This is a genomic window from Streptomyces sp. NPDC000880, from assembly GCF_053599675.1.
Map to the genome: position 1 here is coordinate 1 of NZ_JBSFMS010000169.1, position 12,333 is coordinate 12,333.

14 protein-coding genes are annotated in these 12,333 nt (G+C 69.3%); 5 read left to right on the forward strand and 9 right to left on the reverse strand.

Annotated features, from left to right (window positions below):
* Nucleotides 1–45: 45 nt before the first annotated feature.
* The 6 genes from ACWDO5_RS32915 to ACWDO5_RS32940 form a co-directional block, all read right to left on the reverse strand.
* Complete coding sequence (locus ACWDO5_RS32915; RefSeq protein ID WP_450534218.1) at nt 46–1,260, reverse strand: acyl-CoA dehydrogenase family protein; 1,215 nt, start codon at nt 1,258–1,260, stop codon at nt 46–48.
* Nucleotides 1,261–1,268: 8 nt separating this feature from the next.
* Nucleotides 1,269–2,291, reverse strand: a complete 1,023-nt coding sequence (locus ACWDO5_RS32920; RefSeq protein WP_450534219.1) for a phosphotransferase family protein — start codon at nt 2,289–2,291, stop codon at nt 1,269–1,271.
* A 224-nt stretch (nt 2,292–2,515) separates the two neighbouring features.
* Nucleotides 2,516–2,812, reverse strand: coding sequence for a hypothetical protein (locus ACWDO5_RS32925; protein ID WP_450534220.1), 297 nt, complete (start codon nt 2,810–2,812; stop codon nt 2,516–2,518).
* A gap of 70 nt (nt 2,813–2,882) precedes the next feature.
* Nucleotides 2,883–3,191 (reverse strand): DUF202 domain-containing protein, encoded by a 309-nt coding sequence (locus tag ACWDO5_RS32930; RefSeq protein ID WP_450534230.1) that lies wholly within the window; start codon nt 3,189–3,191, stop codon nt 2,883–2,885.
* 5 nt (nt 3,192–3,196) lie between these two features.
* On the reverse strand, nt 3,197–3,595 hold the full coding sequence (locus tag ACWDO5_RS32935; RefSeq protein ID WP_450534221.1) for a YidH family protein: 399 nt from the start codon (nt 3,593–3,595) through the stop codon (nt 3,197–3,199).
* Nucleotides 3,596–3,643: 48 nt separating this feature from the next.
* Nucleotides 3,644–4,153, reverse strand: coding sequence for an NUDIX hydrolase (locus ACWDO5_RS32940; protein WP_450534222.1), 510 nt, complete (start codon nt 4,151–4,153; stop codon nt 3,644–3,646).
* A gap of 94 nt (nt 4,154–4,247) precedes the next feature.
* Here ACWDO5_RS32940 and ACWDO5_RS32945 point away from each other — a divergent pair, with 94 nt between their 5' ends.
* On the forward strand, nt 4,248–5,903 hold the full coding sequence (locus tag ACWDO5_RS32945) for an FAD-binding dehydrogenase (RefSeq protein WP_450534223.1): 1,656 nt from the start codon (nt 4,248–4,250) through the stop codon (nt 5,901–5,903).
* Between the two features lie 78 nt (nt 5,904–5,981).
* Here ACWDO5_RS32945 and ACWDO5_RS32950 read toward each other — a convergent pair whose 3' ends face one another.
* The gene (locus tag ACWDO5_RS32950) at nt 5,982–6,338 is read right to left on the reverse strand and encodes an ASCH domain-containing protein (protein ID WP_450534224.1); all 357 of its coding nucleotides are present in this window, start codon (nt 6,336–6,338) and stop codon (nt 5,982–5,984) included.
* A gap of 145 nt (nt 6,339–6,483) precedes the next feature.
* Here ACWDO5_RS32950 and ACWDO5_RS32955 point away from each other — a divergent pair, with 145 nt between their 5' ends.
* On the forward strand, nt 6,484–7,149 hold the full coding sequence (locus ACWDO5_RS32955) for a molybdopterin-dependent oxidoreductase (protein WP_450534231.1): 666 nt from the start codon (nt 6,484–6,486) through the stop codon (nt 7,147–7,149).
* A complete protein-coding gene (locus tag ACWDO5_RS32960) occupies nt 7,091–7,753 on the forward strand; it encodes a cytochrome b/b6 domain-containing protein (RefSeq protein WP_450534225.1) in 663 nt (220 codons plus the stop codon). Before ACWDO5_RS32955 ends, ACWDO5_RS32960 begins: the two co-directional genes overlap by 59 nt.
* A gap of 34 nt (nt 7,754–7,787) precedes the next feature.
* On the opposite strand, the gene ACWDO5_RS32965 is transcribed toward ACWDO5_RS32960, so the two are convergent.
* Nucleotides 7,788–9,185 carry a GntT/GntP/DsdX family permease gene (locus ACWDO5_RS32965; RefSeq protein WP_450534226.1) on the reverse strand — a complete coding sequence of 466 codons (1,398 nt, stop codon included), beginning with the start codon at nt 9,183–9,185 and terminating at the stop codon, nt 7,788–7,790.
* 14 nt (nt 9,186–9,199) lie between these two features.
* The gene (locus ACWDO5_RS32970; RefSeq protein ID WP_450534227.1) at nt 9,200–9,715 is read right to left on the reverse strand and encodes a gluconokinase; all 516 of its coding nucleotides are present in this window, start codon (nt 9,713–9,715) and stop codon (nt 9,200–9,202) included.
* Between the two features lie 144 nt (nt 9,716–9,859).
* Between ACWDO5_RS32970 and ACWDO5_RS32975 the strand changes: the two genes are divergently transcribed.
* Nucleotides 9,860–10,561, forward strand: a complete 702-nt coding sequence (locus tag ACWDO5_RS32975; RefSeq protein ID WP_450534228.1) for a FadR/GntR family transcriptional regulator — start codon at nt 9,860–9,862, stop codon at nt 10,559–10,561.
* Between the two features lie 224 nt (nt 10,562–10,785).
* The gene (locus tag ACWDO5_RS32980; protein ID WP_450534229.1) at nt 10,786–12,249 is read left to right on the forward strand and encodes an amino acid permease; all 1,464 of its coding nucleotides are present in this window, start codon (nt 10,786–10,788) and stop codon (nt 12,247–12,249) included.
* The last annotated feature ends 84 nt before the right edge of the window (nt 12,250–12,333 follow it).

Genomic DNA, 12,333 nt, shown 5'->3' on the forward strand with positions numbered 1-12,333 from the left:
GCCCGTCCGGCGATTGAGGACAGGGGTCCGGGGCGGAGCCCCGGTTCAGAGGTACCGCTTCAGCTCTCGCCGCGCCAGCGAGCGCTGGTGCACCTCGTCCGGACCGTCTGCCAGCTTCAACGTCCGCGCCGCCGCCCACAGTTCGGCCAGCGGGAAGTCCTGGCTGACACCGCCCGCGCCGTGCACCTGGACCGCCTTGTCGAGGATGTCCACGACCGCGCGCGGGGTGGCGATCTTGATTGCCTGGATCTCGGTGTGCGCACCGCGGTTGCCGACCGTGTCCATCAGCCAGGCCGTCTTCAGTACAAGCAGCCGCAGTTGCTCCACCGTGACCCGGGCATCCGCGATCCAGTTCTGTACAACACCCTGCTGGGCGATCGTCTTGCCGAACGCCTCACGGGACACGGCTCGCCTGCACATCAGCTCAATGGCCCGCTCGGCCATACCGATCAGCCGCATGCAGTGGTGGATGCGGCCCGGCCCGAGGCGCGCCTGGGCGATGGCGAAGCCGCCGCCCTCCTCGCCGACGAGGTTCGACGCGGGCACCCGGACATTGTTGAAGACGACTTCCGCGTGGCCGCCGTGGGAGTGGTCCTCGTAGCCGTACACCTGCATGGCGCGCCGGACCTCCAGACCCCGGGCGTCGCGGGGCACCAGGATCATCGACTGCTGGCGGCGGATGTCCGCGCCGTCAGGGTCGGTCTTGCCCATCACGATGAAGATCTTGCAGTCGGGGTTCATCGCCCCGGAGATGTACCACTTGCGGCCGTTGATGACGTAGTCGTCGCCGTCCCGGTCGATCCGCGTCTGGATGTTCGTCGCGTCCGACGAGGCGACCTCCGGCTCGGTCATCGCGAAGGCGGACCGGATCTCGCCGGCGAGCAGCGGCTCCAGCCACTGCTTCTTCTGCTCGTCGGTGGCGAACTGCGTGAGCACCTCCATGTTCCCGGTGTCGGGGGCGGCGCAGTTCAGCGCGGTGGGTGCCAAGTGCGGGCTGCGGCCGGTGATTTCGGCCAGCGGTGCGTACTGGAGATTGGTCAGCCCCGCCCCGTACTCCTCGTCCGGCAGGAAGAGGTTCCACAGACCCTGCTTGCGTGCCTCGGTCTTGAGCTCTTCGACGATCGCCGGGGTGTCCCAGGGCGAGGCCAGCTTCGCGCGCTGCTCGTGCTCGACCGTCTCGGCCGGGTAGATGTGCTCGTCCATGAAGGCGAGCAGCTTGGCCCGCAGCTCCTCGGTGCGCGCGTCGAATGCGAAGTCCATGTGTGTACTCAGCCTTCCTGGAGGGTGGTGAGGCCGTGCTTGATGAAGAGGGGCACGAGATCGCCGATCCGGTCGAAGCCGGGGCCGACGGTCTGGCCGAGGGTGTAGCGGTAGTGGATGCCCTCGAGGATCACGGCGAGCTTGAACCAGGCGAAGGCCGTGTACCAGGCGATGGCGGAGGTGTCGCGGCCGGACCGGACGGCGTACCGCTCGATCAGCTCGGCCGCCTCCGGGTGGCCCGCCGCGCCCGCGGTGGTGCTGATGGGGGAGTCGGGCAGCTCCAGCTTCTTGCTGTACATCACCAGCAGCCCGACATCGGTCAGCGGATCGCCGAGCGTCGACATCTCCCAGTCCAGCACGGCCTTGATCCGGTCGTCCGCGCCGACCAGGACGTTGTCCAGGCGGTAGTCGCCGTGGATGACGGTGGGGGCGGGGGACGCCGGCAGTTCGCGGCCGAGCGCCGCGTGCAGCTCGTCGATGCCGGCCAGTTCGCGGTTGCGGGAGGCGTCCAGCTGCTTGCCCCAGCGGCGCAGCTGCCGGTCGAGGAAGCCCTCGGGGCGGCCGAAGTCGCCCAGGCCGACCGACTCCGGGTCCACAGCGTGCAGTTCTACGAGGGTGTCGACCAGGCCGAGCACCGCGTCCCTGGTGCGCTCGGGTCCCAGCGGCGCCAGCTCCTCGGCCGTGCGGTACGGAGTGCCGTCCACGAACTCCATGACGTAGAACGGCGATCCGATCACCGATTCGTCCTCGCACAGCAGCACCGGCTCGGGCACCGGCACGGCGGTCGGGTGCAGCGCGCTGATCACCCGGTGCTCGCGCTTCATGTCGTGCGCGGTGGCCAGCACATGTCCGAGGGGAGGCCGGCGGACCACCCAGCGGCCGGTACCGTCGGTGACGGAGTATGTGAGATTGGACCGGCCGCCCTGGATCAGCCGGGCACTGAGCGGTCCGCTCACCAGACCCGGCCGCTCGCGGTCGAGATAACCGCGCAGCTGCTCGGGATCGAGGCCTGGCGGCGGGACTGAGCTCATCGGGGGCACCTCCGGGGGGCGGGTGGAACCGGTCCCGCTCATGATGACCGACCAGTCGGTATGTAGTCCAGTGCGCAGCGCGAACCCAGGCCTGGCTCACAGGCGGGACAGCACTCGGCGAGGCAGGCACGGCTCAAGCGTGGCTGGACTCAGGCGTGGCAGGACTCAGGCGTGGCAGGACTCAGGCGGGGCAGGCCGCTGGGAGCCGGCTCGGCGGGGTCGACTCAGTGCTCGTCCCAGTGCCCGTCGTGCTCGGCGTGCCGGTGTTTGTCGTGGGCGTAGTCGACGTGGTCGCCGTGCTCCAAGGCGGGGTGACCGCAGTGGGGTCCGTGCTCGTGGGCGTGCCCGCTGTGCGAGACATGCTCGCCGGGCTCGCACTCGTCCCAGTGGCCGGAGTGCGCCTTGTGGAGGTGGCCGTCGTGCGCGTAGTCGACGTGGTCGTTGTGCGGGATCTCGGTATGCCCGCAGGCCGGACTGTGGGTGTGCTCGTGCGTGGGGTGTTCTTGATGGAGAACCGCCATGGTGTTCACCTTTGATGCGATTCACGGCATCTGTCGCTGTCCAGGCTAGTCTTCGACGCCCTGCCTGTTGTCACACAACCATCGCGACGGCGAACCCGGCCAGCGCGACCGTACAGGCCACGGCCGCCAGCGCGGCCCGCACCGACAGCACCTGCGGGCGGGACCGGGCGCCCAGCGCGTGCACCCGCCGGTGGGCCACCCGCAGAAATCCCAGCCACACAAGCGCGCTGAGCGCCACCGCGACCAACCCGGCCGTGCTCAGACCGCCGCCCGCCACCTGCCGGGCCGCGAGCACGGCCGCCACCGTGAATGTCAGCGTGGTCCTGCGCCACGCCAGCCGGGTCCGCTCGGGCTGCAGCCCCGGATCCCGCTCCGGCATGGCCGTCAACGGCCGCTCTCCCAGCCGAACAGCACGACCACCACCATCGCCACCGCCACGACGGCGATCACGACACTGAGCAGGACCGGGAACCGGGACACGGGCAGATCCTCACCCCGCCGCATGGCGCGCTCACAGCGCACCCAGTGATTGACGGCCCGCAGCGCGCACAGCACTCCGGCGCCGAGCAGCCCGAGCGCCAGCCCCGCCCGCACTCCCCAGGGCAGGTCCGGCAGGAACTGATCGACGGCGAACCCACCGCCGATGAGCGCGAGCGCCGTACGGAGCCAGGCGAGGAAGGTCCGCTCATTGGCGAGCGAGAACCGGTAGTCGGGGGTCTCGCCCTCCTCGCGCAGCCGCCGGGGCGCGAACCACAGCCGCAGGCTCTGTCCGAAGTCGCTCACGCGTCGCACCCTACATAGGGATTTGTCAGTGGCCCCGGTGTGCCCGACTCAGACCGCGCCGTGCGCCCGCAGCCGCTCGTACGCAGCGAGCCCGTCCGGCACCCACTCCCACTCGGTGAGCCGCCGCTGAAGTTCCTCCGGCGGCAGGAAGTCGTACCAGGCGACCTCCTCGGCCTGCGGGTTCACCGGCAGCTCGCAGCGCACCTCGTACACAGCCGACCACCAGGTCTGATCGCCGCTTTCGTAAAGGAACTTGAACAGCGGCGCGGGCTGGGGGAGTCCAAAGACCCCCAGCTCCTCCTCGGCCTCGCGCAGCGCCGCCGCGTCGTAGCTCTCGCCCGCGCCGACGACGCCGCCCACGAACATGTCGTAGAGCGAAGGGAAGACCAGCTTCGTCGGCGTACGGCGATGGACGAAGATCCTGCCCTGCGCGTCCCTGACCAGGATGAACGCGCAGCGGTGGCGCATGCCGCGCGCGTACGCCTCGCCGCGGGGGGCCTGGCCGATCACCTCGTCCTGCTCGTCGACGATGTCGAGGATTTCGTCAGCGGGAGTCATGCTCCAATCCAATCACTGGTGAACGGTTGACGAGTTACTGCCCCGTACAGAGGATCGGTCCCATCGCATTTTGCCCCCGGCAAGGATGGAACCCATGGCGTACGACGCTGATGTGCTCGTGATCGGGGCAGGTCTCGCGGGCCTGGTGGCCACCGCGGAGCTCGTCGACGCCGGGCGCAAGGTCATCCTGCTCGACCAGGAACCGGAGCAGTCGATCGGCGGTCAGGCGCACTGGTCCTTCGGCGGATTGTTCTTCGTCGACTCGCCCGAGCAGCGCCGGATGCGGATCAAGGACAGCCGGGCCCTCGCGTTCCAGGACTGGCTCGGCACAGCGGGCTTCGACCGCGACGAGGACCGGTGGCCCCGCCAATGGGCCGAGGCGTACGTCGACTTCGCGTCCGGCGAGAAGCGGTCCTGGCTGCACGCGCAGGGGATGCGGTTCTTTCCGGTCGTCGGCTGGGCGGAGCGCGGCGGCTACGACGCCACCGGCCACGGCAACTCCGTACCGCGTTTCCACGTCACCTGGGGGACGGGCCCCGGCGTCGTCGCCCCCTTCGAACGGCGCGTCCGCGAAGGGGTGGCGCGCGGCCTCGTCCAGCTGAAGTTCCGCCACCGCGTCACCGGCCTGAGCAGCAACGCGGGTGCGCTGGACACAGTGAGCGGCGAGGTCCTGGAGCCGTCCGACGCAGAGCGCGGCACAGCGAGCAGCCGCGAGGTCGCCGGAGCCTTCGAGTTCCGGGCCCAGGCGGTGATCGTCGCCTCGGGCGGCATCGGCGGCAACCACGATCTCGTACGCGCCCAGTGGCCCGAACGGCTCGGCACCCCGCCTCAGAAGATGCTCTCCGGCGTCCCCGCACACGTCGACGGGCTGATGCTCGGCGTCGCGGAGCGCGCGGGCGCGAGCCACATCAACCGCGACCGGATGTGGCACTACACCGAAGGCATCGAGAACTGGAACCCGATCTGGGCCAGGCACGGCATCCGGATCCTGCCCGGCCCGTCGTCGCTCTGGCTGGACGCGCGCGGCAAGCGGTTGCCCGTCCCGCTCTTCCCCGGCTTCGACACTCTCGGCACTCTCGAGCACATCATGAAGTCCGGCTACGGCTACACCTGGTTCGTACTCGACCAGAAGATCATCGGCAAGGAGTTCGCGCTGTCGGGCTCCGAGCAGAACCCCGACCTGACGGGCAAGTCGGTCCGCGATGTGATCGGGCGCGCCAGGGCGGATGTGCCGGGACCGGTGAAGGCGTTCATGGACCACGGCGTGGACTTCGTCGTCGAGAAGGACCTCGCCGCTCTCGTACGGGGCATGAACGCGCTCACCAGGGAGCCGCTGATCGACGAGGCCGAGCTGCGGCGCGAGATCACCGCGCGGGACCGGGAGATCAAGAACCCGTTCACCAAGGACCTCCAGGTCACGGCCATCCGCGGGGCCCGCAAGTATCTGGGCGACAAGCTCATCCGTACGGCCACGCCGCACCGCATCCTCGACCCGAAGGCGGGACCGCTGATCGCCGTACGGCTCAACATCCTCACCCGCAAGTCGCTCGGCGGTCTGGAGACGGACCTCTCCTCGCGGGTGCTCGTCGAGAAGGGCGAGCCGCTGCCGGGGCTGTACGCGGCGGGCGAGGCGGCGGGTTTCGGCGGCGGGGGTGTGCATGGCTACCGCTCGTTGGAGGGCACGTTCCTGGGGGGCTGCATGTTCTCGGGGCGTGTGGCGGGGCGCGCGGCAGCGAAGGCGGTCGGCTAGGCGGCCGGGGGCAGCGCCTGCGGCGGGCCTGGGGGAAAACCACCCGGCCCCCTAGAACCGCTCCACGACCCGGAACCGCTACGCCACCACCAGCGTGTCGTCGTCCACCGCGAACCCCGGTTCGCCCAGCGCCTGCCGCATCTCAGCCCCGTGCCAGAACGCCTCATGCCCCGCGCGCCGCTCCGCCACCGACGCATCGCCTTCGCCCTCGTCCAGCGCGTGCCGCAGATCGACCTGCCCGAGCCGCAGCACCCGTACCTCCGTCAGCTCGATCACCGCGACCTCCCGCCCGTCCGAGTCGATCAGCGCCGAACGCTCGCCGACCGGCGGCAACTCCTCCTTCTCGGCGCCGGACAGTACGGCGGCCACCAACTGGTCGCGCAACGGCCCGGGACAGGCGAGCAGATACGGCTTCAGCGGTTCACGTTTCTCCATGGGGCCAGCGTACGAAGTGTGACGGAAATCTGACGCGCACCTGTTTTCCCTGGCGTCGGGCAGCCCCGAGTGTTCGAATCGAGGGGTGACCACACACCACCCTGATGCCGAGGGCGCCCCCGTCGGGCGCCGCTTGGTGCTCGGCATGCTCGGACTTGGCGCGGCCGGCGTCGCGGGGGCGCCGTATCTGCAGCGCGGGCTCGAATCCTTCCTCGGCGCGGCCTCGGACAAGGACCCGACCGGGCTGAGCGGGCTGCTGCCCAACGGCGGCGGCTTCCGCTACTACTCGGTCGCCTCCTCCGTGCCACAGAAGGACGACCAGAGCTACCGGCTGACCGTCGACGGGCTGGTCGACCGCCCCGCGACGTATACCCTCGACGCGCTGCGCAAGTTGCCGCAGACCCGTGTCGTACGCGACGTCCAGTGCGTCACCGGCTGGCGCGTCCCCGACACCCCCTTCTCGGGCGTCAAGCTGTCGTTGCTGCTGGACGCCGCCGGTGTACGCCCGCAGGGCAAGGCGATCCGCTTCACCTGCTTCGACGGCACCTACAGCGAAAGCCTCACGCTCCCGCAGGCGCGCCGCGACGATGTGCTGGTCTGTCTGCAGATGCAGGACAAGCCGGTCAGCCACTCGCACGGCGGCCCGGTCCGGCTGTATGTCGCGCCGATGTACTTCTACAAGTCGGCGAAATGGCTCTCCGGGATCACCGTCACCTCCGACGTCCAGCCCGGCTACTGGGAGGAGCGGGGATATGACGTCGACGCCTGGGTCGGCCGGTCCAACGGCCGCAGCGACACCCCCACCGTCTGAACGGCCCGCGCGCGTACGGCGTTTCAGCCGCGCCGAGCGCTGGGTGCACCGCGTGACCGCCGCGCTGATGCTGCTGTGTGTGGCGACCGCCGCGGCCCTGTACGTACCACAGATCGCCGAACTCGTCGGCCGCCGCTATCTGGTGGTCACCATCCACGAGTGGTCGGGACTGCTGCTCCCCGTGCCGTTCCTGCTCGGGCTCGGCTCGCGCGCCTTCCGGGCCGATCTGCGCAGGCTGAACCGCTTCGGGCGGCACGACCGGACGTGGTTGCGCGCGGTCGGGCGGCGCGACCACCGGCCCGAGTCCCGTCCCGCGGGCAAGTTCAACGCCGGGCAGAAGGTCTACGCGGCGTGGATCGCGGGCGCGGTTCTGGTGATGCTCGCGACGGGGCTGCTGATGTGGTTCACCTCGCTCGCGCCGTTGGTGTGGCGTACGAGCGCGACCTTTGTGCACGACTGGCTGTCGCTCGCCATCGGCATCGTGCTCTTCGGACACATTGGAATGGCGCTCGCCGACCCGGAGTCGCGGAGGGGTATGCGTACCGGGTCGGTCGAGCGCCCGTGGGCACAGCGGGAGCACCCGCTGTGGCTGAAGGACGAGTAACTGGACGAGTAGCTACGAGTAGCCGGGTGAGTAGCTATAGGACGAGTGACAACAGCAGGACAAAGCCGATGCCGACGACGGAGATGATGGTCTCCATCACCGACCAGGTCTTGATCGTCTGGCCGACCGTCATCCCGAAGTACTCCTTCACCAGCCAGAACCCGGCGTCGTTGACATGGCTGAAGAAGAGCGAGCCCGCGCCGATCGCCAGCACCAGCAGGGCCGCGTGCGAAGTCGACATGTCGGCCGCGAGCGGCGCGACAAGCCCGGCGGCGGAGATCGTCGCCACGGTCGCCGAGCCGGTCGCGAGCCGGATCGCCACCGCGATCAGCCAGGCCAGCAGCAGCGTCGGAATCGCCCAGTCCTTGGAGAAGTCCAGGATCATCTGGCCCACGCCGACGTCGATCAGGGTCTGCTTGAAGCCGCCGCCCGCGCCGACGATCAGCAGGATGCCCGCGATCGGGGCGAGTGACTTCTCGACGGTCGAGGAGATCCGGTCCTTGGTGAAGCCGGCGGCGCGGCCCAGCGTGAAGATGCCGACGATCACCGCGGCGAGCAGTGCGATCAGCGGCGAGCCGATGACGTCGGTGACGCGCTGGATGCCGCTGTCGGGGTTGTCGACAACGATGTCCACCAGCGCCTTGATCAGCATCAGGACGACGGGCAGCAGCACGGTGGTCACGGTGGCGCCGAAGCCGGGCCGGCGCTCCAGGTCCTCCGAGGGACGGGCGGGGATCATCTTCTCCGGCGCCGGGATGTCGACCCAGCGAGCGGCGTACCGGGAGAACACCGGCCCCGCGATGATCACGGTCGGGATGGCGACCACCACACCCAGCGCCAGCGTGACGCCGAGGTTGGCGCCGATGGCGTCGATCGCCACCAGCGGTCCGGGGTGCGGCGGAATCAGCCCGTGCATCACGGAGAGACCGGCCAGCGCCGGGATGCCGATCCGCATCAGGGAGTAGTTGCCGCGCTTGGCGACGAGCAGCACCACCGGGATCAGCAGCACGATGCCGACCTCGAAGAAGAGCGGCAGCCCGATCACCGAGGCGATCAGCACCATCGCCCAGGGCATCGCGCGCCCGCCGGCCTTGGCGAGGATTGTGTCGACGATCTGGTCCGCGCCGCCCGAATCGGCGAGCAGCTTGCCGAGGATCGCACCGAGCGCGATCAGCACGCCCACACCGGCGACCGTGGAGCCGAGTCCCGTGGTGAAGCTGACGATGGTCTTGTCCAGCGGCGCGCCGGCGAACACGCCGAGCGCCAGTGAGCCGATGGTCAGTGCCAGGAAGGCGTGGACCTTGAACTTGGTGATGAGCAGGACGATGACGGCAATGCCCGCGAGAACGGCTATGCCCAACTGCGCGTTGCCGGCCGAAGTGATCGTTTCGGCGGCGTCCGCTGCCAGCGCCTCAACGGTGAGACTGGTCACGGTGGCTTCCTTAGTTATCGAGCGCTGTCGAGCCGGCGCAGCGCGGCGACGGCCCGTTCGGTGATTGCTTCGGGGGTGCCGGACACATCGACGGCCACGCCCGCCTCGTCCGCGCCCAGCGGCTGCAGCGTGGCGAACTGCGAGTCCAGCAGCGCGGGGGGCATGAAGTGGCCCTTGCGCTCCGACATCCGCTGCTCGATGAGCGCGCGGTCGCCGGTGAGGTGGAGGAAGACGGCATCCGGTGCGGCGGCCCGCAGTCGGTCGCGGTAGCTCCGCTTGAGCGCGGAGCTGGAGACCACTCCGCCAAGGCCCGCCCGGCGGTGCGCCCACTGCCCGATGGCGTCGAGCCAGGGCCACCGGTCCGCGTCGTCGAGCGGGGTACCGGCGGACATCTTGGCGATGTTCGCCGGGGGATGGAAATCGTCGCCCTCGGCGTACGGGACGCCCAGTGCGGCGGCAAGCAGGGGACCGATCGTGGTCTTACCGGTGCCTGCCACGCCCATCACCACGACGACGTGGGGGGTGCTCATTACGTACCTCGCTGTCTTCGTCGACATTGGTGTCGACTTCCGGCCGTCGCGCTACTGAAACCCATTAGGTACGACGTATTCAAGAGTCTGAGACGTAAACGTCATACTTTTTTGTTCCCGAATCGTGCCCCGTAGTCTTGCCCCATGACCACAGAGGGCCAGGGGCTCCATACACATGTGCTGGACACCCTCGGCCTCGAGATCACCGCAGGCGCGTACCCGCAGGGGTGCGTTCTGCGAACCGACGAAATGGCACAGCGCTTCGACGTCTCGCGCACCGTCGTCCGCGAAGTGGTCCGCGTCCTCGAGTCGATGCACCTCGTGGAGTCCCGGCGCCGGGTCGGCGTGACTGTCCGCCCCACCGAGGAGTGGAACGTCTACGACCCGCGCGTCATTCGCTGGCGGCTGGCGGGCGCCGACCGCCCGCGCCAGCTGCGCTCCCTCACCGTGCTCCGCTCCGCGATCGAGCCGGTCGCGGCAGGGCTGGCCGCCCGCAATGCCACCCCCGAGCAGTGCGCCGAGCTCACCGAGTGCGCCCTGGGCATGGTCGCCACCTCGCGCGGACACCAGCTCGAGGGATATCTGGAGCACGACATCGCCTTCCACCGTGTGGTGCTCAACGCCTCCGGCAATGAGATGTTCGCGCGCCTCGGCGATGTGGTGGCCGAGGTCCTCGCGGGCCGTACGCACCATCAGGTGATGTTCGACGACCCCGATCCGGCGGCCGTGACCCTGCATGTACAGGTGGCCGAGGCGGTCCGCGAGGGCGACGCCGCACGGGCCGAGGAGATCACCCGCCAGATCGCCGTTGGGGCGCTCGCGGAGCTGGACGTACTGGCGCCCTGAGGATCCGGCGGGCGCGGAAGCCTGAGTGGCGAGTCCCGGCGTGACCTTGCTTTACTGCGCCGTAACCTCTGAAACACCTCAGATCTATCCCTGCGTGACCTAGGCCACTGCCAAAATCGCAGGGTTGCCCTGATTATGTGCCGTCGGGCCATGCCATGGTGACCACCCCCTCACCGGCTCCGGCCGGGACCGCCCACCCTCCCCTCACGAAGGCGAACAGCTCCATGACTGACCGCACCACGACTGCGGCCGACACGGTCGCCGCCGGGGCACCGGCGACGAACTCCCCCCACGTGGATGCCGGCGACGCCGGCTACAGCAAGGACCTCAAGTCCCGCCACATCAACATGATCGCGATCGGCGGGGCGATAGGCACCGGCCTGTTCCTTGGCGCGGGCGGCCGGATGGCCGGCGCCGGCCCCTCCCTCGCCATCGCCTACGCCGTCTGCGGCGTCTTCGCATTCTTCGTCGTACGTGCGCTCGGCGAGCTGGTCCTCTACCGGCCGTCCTCGGGCGCCTTCGTCTCGTACGCGCGTGAGTTCATGGGCGAGAAGGGCGCCTTCGCGGCCGGCTGGCTCTACTTCCTCAACTGGTCGACCACCGCGATCGCCGACATCACCGCGGCTGCCACCTACGCCCACTTCTGGGCGATGTTCAGCGACATCCCGCAGTGGGTCCTCGCACTGATCGCGCTCGCGGTCGTCCTGACCGCCAACCTCATCTCGGTGAAGTACTTCGGCGAGATGGAGTTCTGGTTCGCGATCATCAAGGTCGCCGCGCTGGTCGCCTTCATGCTCGTAGGCATCTACCTGGTGGTCACCCAGCACCCGGTCGACGGCCACACCCCCGGCTTCTCAACCATCACCGACAGCGGCGGCATCTTCCCGATGGGCATGCTGCCGATGCTGCTGGTGATCCAGGGCGTCGTCTTCGCGTACGCCTCCGTCGAGCTGTGCGGCGTCGCGGCGGGCGAGACCCAGAACCCCGAGAAGATCATGCCCAAGGCGATCAACTCGATCATGTGGCGCGTCGGTCTGTTCTACGTCGGCTCCGTGGTGCTGCTCGCGCTGATCCTCCCGTACACGGCGTACTCCGCGGACCAGAGCCCCTTCGTCACTGTCATGGACAAGCTCGGCGTCCCCGGCGCGGCCGGCGTGATGAACCTCGTGGTGCTGACCGCCGCCCTGTCCAGCCTGAACTCAGGCCTGTACTCCACCGGCCGCATCCTGCGCTCCATGGCCCTGTCGGGCTCCGCCCCCAAGTTCACCGGCCGGATGAACAAGGGCCAGGTGCCCTACGGCGGCATCCTGCTGACCGCCGGCTTCGGAATGCTGGGCGTCGGGCTCAACTACCTCATGCCCGGCCAGGCCTTCGAGATCGTGCTGAACTTCGCCTCGATCGGCATCCTCGGCACCTGGGGCATGATCATGCTGTGTTCGCTGCTGTTCTGGCACCGTTCGCAGGACGGCCGGGTCACCCGCCCCTCGTACCGGCTGCCCTGGGCCCCGTACACCCAGATCGTCACGCTGTTCTTCCTCGCCTCCGTGGCCTTCCTGATGTGGTGGGGCGGCGGCGTGGGCCGTACGACCGTGATGTTCCTGCCGCTCATCGCGGCGGCGCTGGTCGGCGGCTGGTTCGTCGTACGCGGCCGGGCGAACGCCCTCGCGGCGGAGCGCCAGGACGCCTGACACCTCCTTGTGCCTGAACGGGCGCCGCTCTCGCGGAGGTGGTTGCTCGTCGCGAGGGTGCTCACGGTAGCGGCCCCTCGCCGG